The organism is bacterium (assembly GCA_030247525.1).
GTDB lineage: Bacteria > Electryoneota > JAOADG01 > JAOADG01 > JAOADG01 > JAOTSC01.
Genome location: JAOTSC010000082.1, coordinates 1 through 15,443 on the forward strand (window position 1 = coordinate 1; position 15,443 = coordinate 15,443).

Below are 15,443 nucleotides of genomic sequence, written 5' to 3' on the forward strand. Positions count from 1 at the left end.
TAGCCCTTGCCGAATGTCCTTCCATCCCGAATGATCCTCCTGAACAGCCACTCGCGGTTCTTGCACGCGAATCAAAAAGATAAAAAGGAATGATCCAAAATAGAAGAGGGATGTCGCAGTGAAAAGCTGCACCTTGCCGAAATACTCCAGCAGGAGAGCCGCGACCGCCGGACCCAGCAACAAAGAAAACTGCCATGAGGTTTGAATCAAGGTGTTGGCCCGCAGCAGTTGCTCTTTCGGAACCAATAACGGCAATAACGAGTCGCGGGCAGGATAAAAGAACACCGAAGCTGCTACCAAAGCAAAGGCATTAACTGCGAGAAACCATGCATTCAAATGAAACAACAAAGCAGCAAGCGGAATCAGCAGGACGATGCCGGTACGCAGAATATCAGCAGTAATCATAATGCGACGGCGGTTGAAGCGGTCGGCAGCTACACCAGCAAACAACGAAAACACCAACGACGGCAGATACACCGACATCGCCACAAAACCGGTAATTGTTTCCGAGCCGGATAATTCGAGGACGAGCCAAAGTAATCCGATTTGATAAATCGAGTCACCACTCTGGCTAATCACTTGACCTAACCAGAGGAAAGTAAGGTTACGGTTTTGGAATAATTTTCGGAACACTGCTCTTCATCGTAGATTCTTTCTATCGTAAAGTACGAAGGAATGCGAAAAACGAAAACCACTACGATGTCAGAAGTAATCACGAAAAGCATGTATCTCGCGGCTTTGCAATGCCCTAAATACTACTGGTATCGATTCCATCACCCGGAGTGGATTCCCGATCCGGGTGCGCGGCTGCAAGCGGCACTCGAAAACGGTAAGCGGTTAGGATTACTGGCGAGAACGCTGTTTCCCGACGGGATCGATCTGAGTGATGTGCTCGAAATGGAAACCGCCGTCGAGCAAACCGTAAAAGCGTTAGCATCCCGAAAACCGATATTTGAAGCAGCTGTCCGCTGGAACGATTGCGCTGTCCGTTGTGATATTTTACAGCCGGTACATCTCGACGAATGGGAAATCATCGAAGTAAAAAGCTCTACCAGTGTCAAGAAAACCCATCTGCATGATTTAGCGTTTCAACGGTTCGTTTGTGAGAATGCCAAACTTAAAATCCGGAATTGCCATGTCTTGCATTTGAATGGCGAGTATGAGCGGATCGGCGAACTCGATGTCCCCGCGCTATTCGTCCAAAGCGATGTCACCAGAGATGTATTTGATATGATGGCTCGGATCGAACCGAATCTCCAATGGATGCGCACGATTCCCGAAAGCAAAGAAGAACCGAAGATTGCCATTGGTAACCATTGCGGTATCCCGCGACCATGTCCGTTGCAAGAGCATTGCTGGAGTTTTTTGCCCAAGGATAATGTCTTTACGCTAACCCGGATTCGTTCCGAAAAAGCCCACCAGTGGGTGAAAGAAGGCATTACCTCACTTTACGATCTCCCTGAGAAAGTGAAGTTGGGGAAAACCCAGCGAATACAATTCGAGTCATTGCTAAACAGCGAGCCCCATATCGAAATCGAAGAGTTGTCCAAGTTCCTGCAAAAACTCAAGTATCCGATTCACTATCTCGATTTTGAAACATTCGGACCGCCGATTCCGGAATTTGAAGGAACCAAGCCACACCAATCGATTCCGTTCCAATTTTCGTTGCATCACCAACCCGCATTCGGCGCTCCGCTTGCACACGTTTCCTACTTAGCGGAAGGTGGAAGCGATCCACGTCCCGAAATCCTGCAACGATTAAAATCCGAATTGGGAACAACCGGTTCGATTGTCGCCTACAATGCAAAATTTGAAATGAATGTATTACATGAAACAGCGAAGCAATTTTCCGAGTACCGAGATTGGGTGGAAACGTTGAAACCACGATTCGTCGATTTGTTAAAACCCTTCCAATCCTACCATTACTACCATCCCCAACAACGGGGCAGCGCTTCGCTCAAGGCAGTACTGCCAGCAATGACCGGACGCAGTTATCAAGAGTTGCCGATTGGCAATGGCGAACTCGCAAGCATCGAGTATTATCGCACCCACTTTTCTCCGGTTTCCCCCGAAGAACGGTTGCGAATCCGCAAAGAGCTGGTGGAGTATTGTGGTCTCGATACGGAAGCGATGGTTTTGCTGGTCGATGCAATCGAAAACTTATGCGAAACGAAGGATTGCAAGGCGCACTGACCGTACGCCCCTGAAGTCCAATTACTGCGATTTGCTTCGCTCTCCTTGTAGGTAGTTGACGATTAACTTTTGTTCGTCAGGTGTGAGTTTGATTTTGCTGCCATAGTGTTCGACTAACTTAGGCCACTGTTCAACCGGCCGTGAAGCCGGATTCGGCAAGGTGTGACAGTTTTGGCAACTTGACCGAAACAACCGCTCGCCAGGGGTCTTTGGATGACTCGATACGCCAAATTGCGATTTTGTACAACCGATGGAAACCACTGCACTCAAGACACAAATCAACCAGATAACCCATTTCATAGACCGACTCCAAGCAGCATCCGTACCTTTAACGGATCGTCTTCCTCAGTGACTCCCCATGCGGCGCCCATCGTTAACCACCATTCGCCCGATGAAAAGGAAAACGTAGGCCCGAAATAACTCTCGGTAACGGTTTCGTCTTCCTCAAATTCTAATCGGGAGGTCGATTCAATCCCCGCGGTAATCGCCGGAGAAAACTCCCAACCGAGCGCGGCATCCAAACCGGTTTCGTGGACGGCATCCGGACCGGCTTTCAATTCATACACGGGATTCAAAGCATAAAGCAACTTTGCCGATTGTTTTGCAAGCAGTAGTTTAAACTCGTATTTGTTCGGACTTTTCAAACTCGTAGGACGCTGGTATTCAAAGTAAAGTACCGGGTCGAATGGAATAGCACCCGGTTCCGAAAGCCGCCAACGCAGACGATATTGATTCGCCAACCATTTGAGGGATTGTCCCTGCGACTGCGAGAATATCGTATACACTGCAAAATCAAGCCGGTTTGAAATACCATGCTCGATTTCCCCTCGCAATTCCCAATCGCTTTGGGCGTCGCTCTTAAGTTTGACGGTTTGGTAGAATTCCAATTCGGTCATCCCGCGGGGAACCAATCGTGTTTGATAAGTCCAAACAAAGTTACGACGATCAGCAAAAACTGTCGTTGCAAGTAAGCCGATGAAAACCGATAAAGTTATTTTCCGAAACATGAATACTCCTGATGATAGGATGTGTGGAGAACGAAACTGCAGATTCGATGAGGCGTAATGCATAGCACGAATTGCATATCAGTATGATACTGCGACGCAATATCATTAACAAATTTAAATGAACTCTAACAATTCCAATATTTTGTATTACGGTTTTGTTTTACATTTCTATGCGATGTTTTGTTTTTTAGATAATACAAAAATCGCCAAAGAGATAACGCTTCGGCAGATTTGATGGGGAGATGGATGGTAAAGGTCGATCCCCGACCGATTTTGCTATTCACCGTTACGAAACCATTTTGAGCATGAGTTATTTGTTTTACGACTGCTGATCCGAGACCAGTGCCGCCAAGATTCCGGCTTCGAGCGGAATCGCGAATCCGCAAAGAGCTGGTGGAGTATTGTGGTCTCGATACGGAAGCGATGGTTTTGCTGGTAAGTGCGATTCAGGAGCTGTGTAAGTACCCGGCTTAGTAACTCAGTAAGTAACCGACTGGTAATATTTCATCCAATGCAAGAGATTTCAAGCAGTTTTCGATTTTTTGCATAATGTGAATTATTACGCTAACTTATGCGTAGTCACCGAAGTTCACAATTCTCAAATTCCCGGAAAAACTTCTCACCAACGGAAATCGACACGCCGCAGTAGGATTCAGGTATGACGACCACGAAACAACGCATCCTTGCACTGGAAGAACATCGCTCAAGAATTCAGGAGATGGGGGGCAAGACCCGCATCGCAAAGCAGCATAGTGCCGCCAAGTTAACAGCTCGCGAGCGGGTTGCATTGCTGTTTGACGAGGGCACTTTTCAGGAGTTTGGACTATTTGCGACCGCAGCCTCCGATCCCAATGGGGAAGCGTATCCGAGCGATGGCGTCGTCACCGGTTGCGGTGCAATCGATGGACGATTGGTTTTTGTCGCGGCTCAGGATTTTACAGTCGGCGGCGGTGCGGTCGGAAAAATGCATGCCGAGAAAATCACTACCGCCATGCAGGAAGCAATGAAATGCGGCGCTCCATTTATTCAAATCAACGATTCCGGTGGCGCTCGTATTCAAGAAGGAGTGGACTCGCTGCATGGGTACGGTGAAATTTTCTATCACAATACGCTGCTTTCTGGCGTCGTTCCACAGATTTCCATTGTCGCTGGTCCGTGTGCAGGTGGAGCCGCTTATTCTCCGGCGTTAACCGATTTTATAATCATGGTGAGAAATACTGCAAAGATGTTTATTACCGGTCCCGATGTTGTTAAAGCGGTTACTGGTCAATGCATTTCCTCAGAAGAGTTAGGCGGCGCTGAAGTCGCATCGAGCATTTCCGGTATCGCACACTTTGTCGCTGAAGATGATCAGGATGCCATCGCGATTTCTCACAAGTTGTTAGGTTTCCTTCCACAAAACAATACAGTAGATCCACTTCGGTTATCAGCGCCGGGGATGTTGGAGTTCGTCGCCGATCCTGCACTGGATGCATTAATTCCAGATGATCCCCGCGAACCTTACGATGTCCGCGAAGCGATTCTCCGGATCGTCGATCAAGCCGACTTTCTCGAAGTACAAGCGACATTTGCTCCCAACATTATCGTCGGATTCGCCCGGTTAGGCGGCCGTTCGATTGGTGTAATTGCCAATCAGCCGATGATAAAGGCTGGCGCACTGGACATCGATGCTTCGGACAAAGCCTCACGTTTCATTCGTTTCTGCAATTCGATGAATATCCCGTTAGTTACGCTTGTCGACGTTCCCGGCTTCTTGCCCGGCATTGAACAAGAACACGGCGGCATCATTCGTCATGGCGCGAAAATGTTGTTCGCCTATTCAGCGGCGACGGTTCCAAAAATCACACTGATTCTTCGCAAAGCTTACGGTGGCGCTTTCCTTGCGATGTGCGGTAAAGCGATGGGCGCTGATCGGGTGTTTGCTTGGCCGACCGCAGAAATTGCCGTCATGGGCGCTGATGGTGCAGTGAACATTCTGTATAAAAAAGAGTTGGATCAAGCGAGCGATCCGAAAGCATTGCGTAAGGAAAAGGTCGAGGAATACCGATTGCAACACGCCTCGCCGTTTGTCGCCGCCGGGCATGGACAAGTCGATAACATCATCCTTCCGCGCGACACCCGCGAGTATCTCCTTTTTGCATTAGAAACTTTCTCGACGAAGCGCGAATTACGTCCGGCGAAAAAACATGGATGTATTCCATTATGAGGCAGCCATGTCTGACAATATGAGTCTTGGCGTTTTGTCAATGTTTGTTGGTATGAGCACAGTGATGTTTGTGCTCGGCATGTTGGCGTTACTCACTAAGGCGTATGGCATCATTGACCGTTATTTCGAGAAACCTGACGTCCCGGAAGAGAAACCATCGCTGGAGGGGGAAATCGATCCGCTAATCATTGCAGCGATGATGGGTGCGATTTCGACTTTCAGTACTAAAAAGTTTCGCATTACCCGTATCCAGTATCTTGATACCTCGGCGCAAAGCACTGCATGGCAAGACATTTCTCGAACACAACAACTAATGGGAAGAACTCCCATAAAACGAGGTGGTAACCGATGAAAAAGTACCAGATTCACGTAAATGGCGTTCCCTATGAAGTGGACGTCGAACTGATCGAAGACGACGAAGAAGAACAGCATGCGCCCGGCGCATACATCCCGACGATGTTGCCGCGTAGCGACGCGCCGCGTACAACACCAATGCCGAGAGTCGTCACTCCCACCGTTCGACCAGTCACGAAAGGCAGCACAGCTGACTCTTCACAAGTCACATCGCCACTCACCGGTACAGTTGCGAAAGTTGCTGTGAAAGAGGGTCAAAACGTGAAGTGGCATGAAGTCTTGCTGGAAATCGATGCGATGAAGATGATTACCAAAATCTACGCGCAAGACGATGGTAAGGTGTTGAAGGTACATGTAAAAGAGGGCGATGCCGTTCAGATGGGACAGCAGCTGCTAACCATGGCAGAGGAGTAAACCGTGGATTTCTTTACTGAAGTCCAGCGATTCCTTTCCCTCGGCGGTTTTGCCCAGCTCGAGTTGGGAAACATTATCATGATCGGCATTGCTGGATTGCTGTTCTATTTGGCAATCAAGCATGACTTTGAACCGCTGCTCCTGTTACCGATTGGGTTTGGAGCATTGCTGGCAAACATCCCCGCAACCGGGATGATGCTTGCGCCACACGATGGCGAAATCGGCGGATTTTTTTACTACATCTCGAAAGGGGTCGAGTGGGAAATCTTTCCACCGATAATCTTTCTCGGCATTGGCGCGATGACCGATTTCGGTCCGTTAATTGCTAACCCCTCTACCTTGCTACTCGGTGCAGCAGCGCAGCTTGGCGTGTTCATCGCCATGCTCGGCGCCATCGCCTTGGGATTCACTCCACAGGAATCCGCGGCAATTGGTATCATCGGTGGCGCTGATGGTCCTACCTCGATCTTTCTTACAACGAAGTTAGCGCCGCACCTTCTTGGTCCAATTGCAGTGGCGGCATATTCCTACATGGCATTAGTACCGCTAATTCAACCGCCAATTATGCGATTGCTAACCACGAAAAAGGAACGCTTGATTATCATGGAGAATCTCCGCACCGTTTCCAAACGTGAGCGGATTGTATTCCCCATTTTGGTGATGATACCAAGCCTATTGTTGGTGCCGGTAGTAGCGCCGTTGTTGGGTATGTTGATGCTTGGCAATCTGTTTCGCGAGAGCGGTGTTGTGCAACGGTTAACGAAGACCGCGCAAAACGAATTGATCAATCTGGTGACGATTTTTCTGGGAACGTCGGTTGGGATGACCATGAGTGCGGAAGTGTTTCTTCGCTGGTCATCGATTAAAATCATCATCTTAGGATGTATCGCGTTTGCGTTTTCAACGGCTGGTGGCGTATTGCTCGGAAAATTCTTTTGCTGGGTAACCAAAGGGAAGGTGAATCCGCTCATCGGCTCCGCCGGTGTGTCCGCAGTACCAATGGCGGCGCGGGTTTCGCAAAAAGTGGGACAAGAGGAAAATAACAACAACTTCCTCTTGATGCACGCGATGGGTCCGAATGTCGCCGGCGTCATCGGAACGGCAATCGCTGCCGGCGTATTGCTATCGATTATGAAGTAACGGCGTTCTGTTCCAAAGAATAAATCGCATCTTCCGTTCGTGGGGAGATGCGATTTTCGTTTCGTACAACGTGTTCATTATGCGTCGAACTACAATAATTGAACTCCATTCACCCACACCATTTCGACATCGTCGGCGCGGCAGGAGTAGATTAATCGAGAAATCGGATCGGCGCCGCCTTGTGCGTGCGGTCGATTCGGATTCACGACGATTACATCAGCAAGCTTTCCAGTCTCTAACGAACCAATCGATTCCGACAATCCCAGCGCACGTGCGCCGCGAATCGTTAACGAATCGAGCGCGACTTGTGCGGTAACCTTTCCCGCTCCCACCCGGATGTTTTGCAAGAGCGGCATGAGTCGCGCTTCGTGCAAGCCGTCGAGGTTATTATTACAAGCAGCGCCATCGGCACCGAGACCGACATTTACTCCAGCTGTAAGCAATTCGTGAATCGGCGCTAACCCACTCGCCAATTTCAGATTTGCCGAGGGGCAATGCAATACGTGAGAGCCGCGATTTTTTAGCAGTGCGATATCATCGGTCGAGAGATGGATACAGTGGGCTATACAAGAATGCTCGTGCAGCAGTCCCACGGAATCGAGATAAGGGAGATTTTCCATTCCAGTCAGTTGCTTCACCAGTTCCAATTCCCCACGATTCTCACTCGCATGCGTATGCACCAGCGCATTCCGCTCATTTGCCCGAGCGGCGACGCCGCGCAATAATGCTTCCGAACAGGTCGGCACAAATCGCGGCGCATAACATACACCGATTCGCCCATTTGCCGCGCCATGCCATTGTGTGAACAACCGATCCGCATCGGATAGCGCAAGCGCAGTATCTTCTCGCAAAGCGGCTGGTTGTCCGGCGTCGCGATCCATCAACGCTTTCCCCAATATCGCGCGAATACCGCCGTCGATTACCGCTTCGATGGCGGCATCGGTATGCTGTACCGTCTCCATGGTCAAGACAGTAGTGGTACCGCCGCGATACAATTCCTCAATGGCAAGTCGCGCTGTCTGGTACAAGCTGTCGTAAGTATGCGCCGCTTCTCCCGGCCAAACGATTTCCCGCAGCCACGGCAATAACTCACGGTCGTCGCCACAGTTTCGTAAGTTGGTCTGGCAAAGGTGTACATGACTTTGGATGAAACCGGGGAGAATGTATTTACCGGTACAATCGACGTTGCTAACGTCTTCCCAATCGACCGCATTGGCAGCAGGGTTGGCGTCATCAGACCGAACAATCTTCGTGATGCGATTGCCTTCGATCCAAACATCGCCGATGAATATCTCACGATGCTGGTTTTGGGTTAGGATCGTTCCGTTGCGGAGAATTGTTGCCAATTTCTAATCTCTACTTATACTTTTCGGAGGACAGCCACTCTTGTCTGTCCGAAATGGGCGACCTTGCGGTTCTGCCACTACTTGCCTAAGATTCGTTTCCACCACGGCTGCTTGCCTTCGGCAATTTGCTTCGCCTTGGCTTCCGCTTTCGCTTGTTTTTCCTGCAAAAGAAACTCGTCCTCGCGTTGCTCTAGTAAATCAACAAAGCGATACAAAGTCTCGCGGCGTTCGAGCATCTCACGCAATCGGTCGTATTCCGGCAAAGTAAAGAATGCAGTAACAAACGGCTGCAAAAAGATCATCGCTTGTGCGCCGACAAAATTCATTGGCTTCACCGACTCGAAAAACATGACTGCTGGAACCGTCATCCGCCGCTTAACAATTTTGTCTGCCAGTTTCGTCAATAAAGCAAGTTCCTCCGGTGTAAATTCCGGCGGAGCTTTCGCAGTTGTTTTCAATTGACTGAACAGATTCATGTTGTAAGATACTTCTCACATTCGGTTTTCACGAGTGTTTTCAATTCGGGATCGTTGGGCGGCAACCGTAGGAAAAGTCCGCGGAAACTCTCGAGCCTTGAATCGCTACGGAATGGCGTTAGCACCAATCCGCGCGGATCATTCTTGACAATCTTGAAGCGTTCCCAACGATGAGTTACCCGATAGAACGGCGTTTTCACAACAATCCCTTCGGATGTCACCTCGAACCAAGTCGGCGTCCAAAACATCCGCAGCGAGCCAAGCAAGAACAGCGTTGCTAAGGCAGTGAGCCAACGCTCCCCGAATGCGATATCGACGACAGCGATTGTAACCAACACCAGTATCACGAACAGTGCCGTTCGTTTGGGATCTTCCAATAATGGATAGATCCGCCACTTTACCGTTTCATTGCTTTCCATTTGGGTAAGTTATCGTGGGAATTGTCCAGAAGAAAGGGGATTTCCTTGCCTTTCCGTTAAGAGATACGTATTATTGTTGTAACACTCAGGGGTGGCGCTCATGCGCCTGAGATTATACCCTCGGAACCTGATCCGGCTCATACCGGCGTAGGGAGAAGTCGAGCGAAGCAACTTCGAACGCTATCCTACGCCCCTTGTCATGCAAGGGGCTTTTTGTTTCCGGGGACCTCGAGTATAAAACTCAACCGGAGGTCCTATGTCGATTCGTACTATTTTTTTCTACGCAACCACTTTCTTTTTGCTTCTATTCTCATACCCGCTCAGCGGTACCCACAATGCTTTAGCGGAAAGCGCCGAGGCATACGCGCTCGCTAATGCCGATACTTTGGCAAGAACCGAAGACGCGGTACAGATGCCTACCATAACGGTCGAGGCAGGTCGCGTCGATAAAAAATCCGCGGTTACCTTCACCAACCTCGATGCCGACGAGATTGCCAAACGAAATGCCGCAACCGATTTACCGTTGGTATTGAACAATGTTCCTGGCGTGTATAGTTACTCGGAAGCGGGGAACTCTCTTGGGTACAGCTATCTTCGCATTCGCGGTTTCGATCAATCGAAAGTTTCCGTGATGATAAACGGGATGCCGCTTAACGACCCGGAATCGCATTTGGTGTATTGGGTCGATCTCCCCGATATCGCAGCCGGTGCCGAAGATATCCAAGTGCAGCGCGGTTCCGGCGGCAGTCACCTCGGAATGTCCCCCTTCGGCGGCGCAGTGAATTTAGTCACGCTACGTAATGCTCAACCCGGTCTCCGCGGTGAATTTGGCTTTGGTTCATGGCAAACCCGAAAGACCGGATTGCAATATTCCAGTGGATTACTGGCAAACCAATGGTCGTTCACCGGACGTTTCTCGAACTTGTCGAGTGAAGGCTACCGCGACGATAGTTGGTCGCAATTGTGGAGCGCGCAAATGAGCGCCGCCCGTATCCGTAAGAATGGTTCCGACCGCTTGAACATTCTCTTGGGACAAGAGCGGCTTGGGCTTGCATATTATGGCGTTCCGATGGATAGCATTCGTGCCAATCCAAAGTTTAATCCGCTGAGCGCACCCGTCGACCAAGTCGATCAATTTTCGCAACCCCATTTTCAATGGCTGTCGCAAGAGAATTTAGCACCGAATCTCAAGTATTCGCATACGCTCTACCTTTCGCAAGGCAAGGGGAGCTACATCCAGTGGAAACCGGATCGGGAACTTGCCGATTACGGGATTGGACCGGTGACAGTAAAATCGAGTACCGGCTCCGATTCGTTGGTCACAAATGGCGACATCGTCCGGGAGAAATGGGTTGCGATGTTGCAGACCGGTTGGCTCCCGCGCATGGAGTACAATGCGGCGTGGGGCGATTTGTTTGGCGAGTTGGAATTGCGGAAGAATAATGCGAACCATTGGGGTGTAGTGAATTGGTCGTCGATTTCCGCTCCCGGCGTTCCGCCACAACCGGAGTATTATCGCTGGGTTGGCGTCAAAGAGTATTTCGGAATCGCAGTAAATGCGCAATGGCACGCAACGCCCAAGCTGTTGGTTTCGCCGGGACTTTCGGTGCGACGCATTTCGTATGACATCGATCAGAAATTGGGTTTGAACTCGCAATTGTATCCGGGATACAACACCTCGGCGAATTGGACTTTCCTGTTGCCGCGACTGGGAGTGGTATACGACTTCGGGAACTTTGGATTAGGAAGATTGAGTATTGCCCGCAGCGCTCGCGAACCAGCGCAATCACAACTGTTTGAAGCAGGCGATGGCGGAACACCGCAGTTCCGTTCCCAAAATGGGAACACATGGGAAGATCCCTTGGCGGAACCGGAGGAATTGACTTCTATCGAATTGGGATTTCGTCATGAAAAGAAAGAGCAGTATCGATTCGATGTATCGGTGTACTACAATCTCTTCCAGAATGAGATTATCCCGGTGGGTGGATTAAACGATTTGGGTGAGCCGCGGTTAGGGAACGCGAAATCGTCCTATCAGTTAGGATTTGAGCTCGATGGCGCAATGAAATTACCGATGGGATTGCTAGCCAAAGGGAATTTTTCGTATGCCCAAGCGAAGTTCAGCGACTATATGGTCTACGATCAGCAACTCGATGCGAATTGGTCGCAGACTGGTACAAAAGCAACGAAACTCAATGGGAACGCCGTTCCGAACATTCCATCGATCTTGACTTCGGGAACGCTCGAATATCGTAACGATGGGTTCGAGTTGTGGTCGACCGTTCGTTACGTCGGTAAAATCGTGTTAAACAATCGAGGCGATTCCGATTATTCATTGCCGCCGTTTAGTGTAACCAGCGTCGGTTGGCGTTACAAATTACCCGATGTACTTGCCATCGGATTACAACTCGACGCCCGGGTGGAAAATCTCTTCGACCGCAGCTACGCCTCATCGGGATATTTTTACGAATACGCGAGTCCCGATGGTATCGTAACGGTCAATGAATTCTATCCCGGCGCACCGCGGAATTATTGGTTCGGATTCAATATCCGCATGTAGCATGTAGCAACCGAGAACGAAGATGCCTCACCAATTGGTGAGGCATGTTTCGTTGTAGAAAAAAGATTAACGATTCCCGCGCTCGACCATCATATCGAGGTCTTCACGTAGCCCTTGCAGGTCTTCCTCATGCTCAACTTCCTGCTCAAGTATGGTCAGCGCCAAATTGTACGTAATCATGTCCTTATCCTTCGTCGCGTCCATTAACGCTTTGTAGGTGGAGATGGCGCATTGTTCGCCGGCGATGTTTTGGTCGAGTAGAACCGCGACATACGGATCGGCGGGGGAATCGTACTTACACGGACTGAGCTGCTCCCAGCTAACCGGTGTTAATGCCGGAGTGCCGCCCAATTGAATGATGCGGGCAGCTAATAGTTGCGCATGAGCCAGTTCCTCAGTTGCGTGGAGGTTCAACTCGGCAGCCACCGCATCTTTCATCGGACCCTTTATGAGTTTTGCGCCGAGCCAGTATTGATAGTATGCCAACCATTCGCTGGCATACGCCCGATTCAGTAAATCGAGAAGATGATCGACATCCATCCCGATGATTTCACGGCCACGTGTTCCCATTTTTTCTCCTTCACAGTAGTGTACTCACAGTGTTATTTCAGTTCAGATAGCGGGATACCAAGCGCTTCTGCAACCCCTTCGCCATATACTCGGTCTGCTTTGAGGCAGTTACCGATATGGCGGAGTTTAATTTCCTTCGGCGCATCGCCCATTGCCCGAGCTGTGTTGTCAAACAACGTTTGTTGTTGGTCTGCGGACATCAGCCGGAACAGTTTGCCAGGCTGCGAAAAATAGTTGTCGTCTTCTCGGTGGTTCCAATGATCGGCAGCGCTTTCGAGAGCGAGTTTTGGATCGGTGTACTCAGGTTGTTCCTGCCACTCACCGTAGCTGTTCGGTTCGTAGCCAAGGGTGCTACCATAATTCCCATCGACTCGCATTGCGCCGTCGCGATGATAACTGTGAACAGGGCACTTCGGAGCATTCACGGGAATCTGATGATGATTGACGCCTAATCGATACCGCTGCGCATCGCCATACGAGAAAAGTCTCCCTTGCAGCATTTTATCGGGAGAGAAACTTATGCCCGGCACTACATTCGCCGGATTGAACGCCGACTGTTCGACTTCGGCATACTAGTTTTCCGGATTGCGATTCAATTCCATTACGCCGACCTCGATCAGCGGATAGTCTTTTTGGAACCAGACTTTCGTTAAGTCGAATGGATTGAAACCGCAGCTCGCCGCTTGCTCTTCGGTCATCACTTGCAGAAACATCGTCCACTTCGGGAAGTCGCCGCGCTCGATGGCGTCGAACAAATCGCGTTGATGACTTTCCCGGCATTTACCAACGATTGCCTCTGCTTCGGCATCGGTCAGATTCTTGATACCCTGTTGTGTATGCAAATGGAATTTCACCCACACCCGTTCGTTCTTCGCATTAATCATGCTGAAGGTGTGACTGCCAAACCCGTGCATGTGGCGATAGCTTGCCGGAATGCCGCGGTCGCTCATCGTGATTGTCACTTGATGCAACGCTTCCGGAAGCGACGTCCAGAAGTCCCAATTATTTTTCGCACTGCGAAGATTGGTGCGCGGGTCGCGTTTAACGGCATGATTCAAATCGGGAAACTTGAGCGGGTCGCGAAGGAAAAATACCGGTGTATTGTTTCCCACCAGATCCCAGTTCCCTTCTTCGGTATAAAATTTCATGGCGAACCCGCGAATATCGCGCTCGGCGTCGGCTGCACCGCGTTCCCCGGCAACGGTCGAGAACCGGACAAACAGCTCGGTCTGTTTACCAATCTGGGAAAATAGCTTTGCGCGGGTGTACTTCGTTATGTCATGCGTCACCGTAAAGACTCCGTACGCGCCAGAACCTTTGGCGTGCATCCGACGTTCCGGAATTACTTCGCGGTCGAAATGCGCCAGTTTTTCGAGAAACCAGACATCCTGCAACAGCATTGGCCCGCGCGGTCCCGCAGTAAGTACGTTTTGATTATCGACAACCGGCGCGCCCGCTTCGGTGGTTAATTTCTTCGTTTCCATTCCTACTTCTCCTTGTTTTTATTAACCGAATGTTGTCGTTTGTGGCTGCATTTCTCGCACAAGCCACGCAGTTCGACTGAGGTCGAAACCACCGTCCCAAACTTCTGCACCTCCATTGGCACCGCCAGCGAGTTGAACGATTCGCTCTCAAAGTCGCGAATCGAACCGCAATTCGTACAAACAAAGTGGTGGTGCTGCTTCAGATTGGGATCGAACCGAATGTTCTCGCGGCGCGGTGAGAGAGTCGTTATAAGACCCAAGTCGTTCAACGTCCAGAGCGTTCGGTACACGGTATCGAGCGAGATAGTCGGAAGCTGCTTGCGAACGGCTTGGTACACCGCTTCCACATCGGGGTGCTCATCACTCGCGGCAATCTCCTGAAAGATCACCAAGCGCTGATGGGTGAGCTTGATACCAGCTTCCCGCGCCGTTGTCTCGAATCGTTCGAGCCGCAATTTACTTTCGGCATGATTCTTATACACGAATGCAACCTACTTACGAATGTTTCTTATGTAGTAAGATAACCGACAATCCTCCTGATGTCAAGTAGAGTATAATCAAAGAGAAGTACGCTGTATATTAAATATAGGGAATTTCTGTGGAGCAATACGAAAATGAACAGTAAGAAACCGGAAACCATCGATGAATATATCGCTGGGTTTCCTCTTGAGGTGCAGAAGATTTTGCAGAAAATTCGCGCTACGATCCAGAAAGCAGCGCCTGCTGCAACCGAAACGATTAGCTATCAAATTCCGACCTTCGTTCTCCACGGGAACCTGGTTCACTTCGCAGCATGGAAAACCCACATCGGTTTTTATCCCGCATCCTCCGGTGTCCATCAGTTTGTCCAGGAATTAGCTTCCTACGAAATCGCGAAGGGCACCATCAAATTTCCGCTCGACAAACCGATTCCCTACCCCCTCATCACCAAAATTGTGAAGTTTCGAGTGAAAGAAAATCTTGCTGCTTCGAGTGCGAAAATAACAAAGAAGTAGGGTAAAAGATTGCAAACTCGATGTAATTCATGGACAGTCAGGGTCGTCTGTCCCTACTGAAATCTGTTGTTCTTTATTACCCACTATACCGTAGCGACTCTATCGGGTCGAGGCGGGCAGCTTGTTTTGCCGGGAATAGTCCAAAAACAACGCCAACGGTAATCGAGACGCCAAGCGAGAGCAGGATCGACCAAACAGTAATCACCGTTGCCCAACCCGCCAGCCACGTCACGATGTAAGCGAGGATCACCCCCAATATCAAACCGACAAATCCACCAG

18 protein-coding genes, 1 pseudogene and 1 riboswitch are annotated in these 15,443 nt (G+C 50.0%); of the genes and pseudogenes, 8 read left to right on the forward strand and 11 right to left on the reverse strand.

Annotation, left to right across the window (positions count from 1 at the left end; translation table 11 throughout):
* Window positions 1–633 (reverse strand): MFS transporter (locus OEM52_08815; protein ID MDK9700231.1); only part of this gene is annotated, 633 nt, incomplete at its 3' end.
* 42 nt (window positions 634–675) lie between these two features.
* Between OEM52_08815 and OEM52_08820 the strand changes: the two genes are divergently transcribed.
* Window positions 676–2,193: a DUF2779 domain-containing protein gene (locus tag OEM52_08820; protein ID MDK9700232.1), complete on the forward strand. Its 1,518-nt coding sequence runs from the start codon at window positions 676–678 to the stop codon at window positions 2,191–2,193.
* Window positions 2,194–2,214: 21 nt separating this feature from the next.
* Here the strand turns inward: OEM52_08820 and OEM52_08825 are convergent, their stop codons facing one another.
* The 3 genes from OEM52_08825 to OEM52_08835 all read right to left on the reverse strand — a co-directional run bounded on the left by OEM52_08825 (window position 2,215) and on the right by OEM52_08835 (window position 3,586).
* Window positions 2,215–2,493, reverse strand: coding sequence for a hypothetical protein (locus OEM52_08825; protein MDK9700233.1), 279 nt, complete (start codon window positions 2,491–2,493; stop codon window positions 2,215–2,217).
* The gene (locus tag OEM52_08830; GenBank protein MDK9700234.1) at window positions 2,490–3,200 is read right to left on the reverse strand and encodes a hypothetical protein; all 711 of its coding nucleotides are present in this window, start codon (window positions 3,198–3,200) and stop codon (window positions 2,490–2,492) included. The genes OEM52_08825 and OEM52_08830 overlap by 4 nt, the downstream gene beginning before the upstream one ends.
* A 125-nt stretch (window positions 3,201–3,325) precedes the next feature.
* On the reverse strand, window positions 3,326–3,586 hold the full coding sequence (locus OEM52_08835; GenBank protein ID MDK9700235.1) for a cell wall metabolism sensor histidine kinase WalK: 261 nt from the start codon (window positions 3,584–3,586) through the stop codon (window positions 3,326–3,328).
* Between OEM52_08835 and OEM52_08840 the strand changes: the two genes are divergently transcribed.
* The 5 genes from OEM52_08840 (at window position 3,543) to OEM52_08860 (ending at window position 7,314) form a co-directional block, all read left to right on the forward strand.
* The gene (locus OEM52_08840) at window positions 3,543–3,674 is read left to right on the forward strand and encodes a hypothetical protein (protein MDK9700236.1); all 132 of its coding nucleotides are present in this window, start codon (window positions 3,543–3,545) and stop codon (window positions 3,672–3,674) included. The two genes, OEM52_08835 and OEM52_08840, sit on opposite strands and share 44 nt — an antisense overlap.
* 184 nt (window positions 3,675–3,858) lie before the next feature.
* Window positions 3,859–5,406, forward strand: coding sequence for an acyl-CoA carboxylase subunit beta (locus OEM52_08845; protein ID MDK9700237.1), 1,548 nt, complete (start codon window positions 3,859–3,861; stop codon window positions 5,404–5,406).
* Between the two features lie 7 nt (window positions 5,407–5,413).
* Window positions 5,414–5,758: an OadG family protein gene (locus tag OEM52_08850; GenBank protein ID MDK9700238.1), complete on the forward strand. Its 345-nt coding sequence runs from the start codon at window positions 5,414–5,416 to the stop codon at window positions 5,756–5,758.
* Window positions 5,755–6,174 (forward strand): biotin/lipoyl-binding protein, encoded by a 420-nt coding sequence (locus OEM52_08855; GenBank protein MDK9700239.1) that lies wholly within the window; start codon window positions 5,755–5,757, stop codon window positions 6,172–6,174. Before OEM52_08850 ends, OEM52_08855 begins: the two co-directional genes overlap by 4 nt.
* A gap of 3 nt (window positions 6,175–6,177) precedes the next feature.
* Window positions 6,178–7,314, forward strand: a complete 1,137-nt coding sequence (locus OEM52_08860; protein ID MDK9700240.1) for a sodium ion-translocating decarboxylase subunit beta — start codon at window positions 6,178–6,180, stop codon at window positions 7,312–7,314.
* 89 nt (window positions 7,315–7,403) lie between these two features.
* On the opposite strand, the gene OEM52_08865 is transcribed toward OEM52_08860, so the two are convergent.
* From OEM52_08865 to OEM52_08875, 3 genes are all read right to left on the reverse strand, one after another.
* On the reverse strand, window positions 7,404–8,660 hold the full coding sequence (locus OEM52_08865) for an amidohydrolase family protein (protein MDK9700241.1): 1,257 nt from the start codon (window positions 8,658–8,660) through the stop codon (window positions 7,404–7,406).
* A 77-nt stretch (window positions 8,661–8,737) separates the two neighbouring features.
* The gene (locus OEM52_08870; protein MDK9700242.1) at window positions 8,738–9,136 is read right to left on the reverse strand and encodes a hypothetical protein; all 399 of its coding nucleotides are present in this window, start codon (window positions 9,134–9,136) and stop codon (window positions 8,738–8,740) included.
* Complete coding sequence (locus OEM52_08875; GenBank protein MDK9700243.1) at window positions 9,133–9,555, reverse strand: hypothetical protein; 423 nt, start codon at window positions 9,553–9,555, stop codon at window positions 9,133–9,135. Before OEM52_08875 ends, OEM52_08870 begins: the two co-directional genes overlap by 4 nt.
* Before the next feature lie 77 nt (window positions 9,556–9,632).
* Window positions 9,633–9,726: riboswitch (TPP riboswitch) on the forward strand.
* Window positions 9,727–9,811: 85 nt separating this feature from the next.
* Here OEM52_08875 and OEM52_08880 point away from each other — a divergent pair.
* The gene (locus OEM52_08880; GenBank protein ID MDK9700244.1) at window positions 9,812–12,115 is read left to right on the forward strand and encodes a TonB-dependent receptor; all 2,304 of its coding nucleotides are present in this window, start codon (window positions 9,812–9,814) and stop codon (window positions 12,113–12,115) included.
* A 66-nt stretch (window positions 12,116–12,181) separates the two neighbouring features.
* On the opposite strand, the gene OEM52_08885 is transcribed toward OEM52_08880, so the two are convergent.
* From OEM52_08885 to OEM52_08895, 3 genes and pseudogenes are all read right to left on the reverse strand, one after another.
* Window positions 12,182–12,685: a ferritin-like domain-containing protein gene (locus OEM52_08885; GenBank protein MDK9700245.1), complete on the reverse strand. Its 504-nt coding sequence runs from the start codon at window positions 12,683–12,685 to the stop codon at window positions 12,182–12,184.
* 32 nt (window positions 12,686–12,717) lie between these two features.
* Window positions 12,718–14,169, reverse strand: a pseudogene (locus tag OEM52_08890) (catalase).
* A 2-nt stretch (window positions 14,170–14,171) separates the two neighbouring features.
* Window positions 14,172–14,651 (reverse strand): transcriptional repressor, encoded by a 480-nt coding sequence (locus OEM52_08895; GenBank protein ID MDK9700246.1) that lies wholly within the window; start codon window positions 14,649–14,651, stop codon window positions 14,172–14,174.
* Window positions 14,652–14,783: 132 nt separating this feature from the next.
* Between OEM52_08895 and OEM52_08900 the strand changes: the two genes are divergently transcribed.
* On the forward strand, window positions 14,784–15,164 hold the full coding sequence (locus OEM52_08900; protein ID MDK9700247.1) for a DUF1801 domain-containing protein: 381 nt from the start codon (window positions 14,784–14,786) through the stop codon (window positions 15,162–15,164).
* Window positions 15,165–15,240: 76 nt separating this feature from the next.
* Here the strand turns inward: OEM52_08900 and OEM52_08905 are convergent.
* Window positions 15,241–15,443 (reverse strand): ABC transporter permease (locus OEM52_08905; GenBank protein ID MDK9700248.1); only part of this gene is annotated, 203 nt, incomplete at its 5' end.

Excerpts from the sequence above, each read along its gene's own strand:
- OEM52_08820 (MDK9700232.1), top strand. The coding sequence starts at position 676 with ATGCGAAAAACGAAAACCACTACGATGTCAGAAGTAATCACGAAAAGC.
- OEM52_08825 (MDK9700233.1), bottom strand. The coding sequence starts at position 2,493 with ATGAAATGGGTTATCTGGTTGATTTGTGTCTTGAGTGCAGTGGTTTCC.
- OEM52_08830 (MDK9700234.1), bottom strand. The coding sequence starts at position 3,200 with ATGTTTCGGAAAATAACTTTATCGGTTTTCATCGGCTTACTTGCAACG.
- OEM52_08845 (MDK9700237.1), top strand. The coding sequence starts at position 3,859 with ATGACGACCACGAAACAACGCATCCTTGCACTGGAAGAACATCGCTCA.
- OEM52_08850 (MDK9700238.1), top strand. The coding sequence starts at position 5,414 with ATGTCTGACAATATGAGTCTTGGCGTTTTGTCAATGTTTGTTGGTATG.
- OEM52_08855 (MDK9700239.1), top strand. The coding sequence starts at position 5,755 with ATGAAAAAGTACCAGATTCACGTAAATGGCGTTCCCTATGAAGTGGAC.
- OEM52_08870 (MDK9700242.1), bottom strand. The coding sequence starts at position 9,136 with ATGAATCTGTTCAGTCAATTGAAAACAACTGCGAAAGCTCCGCCGGAA.
- OEM52_08875 (MDK9700243.1), bottom strand. The coding sequence starts at position 9,555 with ATGGAAAGCAATGAAACGGTAAAGTGGCGGATCTATCCATTATTGGAA.
- OEM52_08880 (MDK9700244.1), top strand. The coding sequence starts at position 9,812 with ATGTCGATTCGTACTATTTTTTTCTACGCAACCACTTTCTTTTTGCTT.
- OEM52_08885 (MDK9700245.1), bottom strand. The coding sequence starts at position 12,685 with ATGGGAACACGTGGCCGTGAAATCATCGGGATGGATGTCGATCATCTT.
- OEM52_08900 (MDK9700247.1), top strand. The coding sequence starts at position 14,784 with ATGAACAGTAAGAAACCGGAAACCATCGATGAATATATCGCTGGGTTT.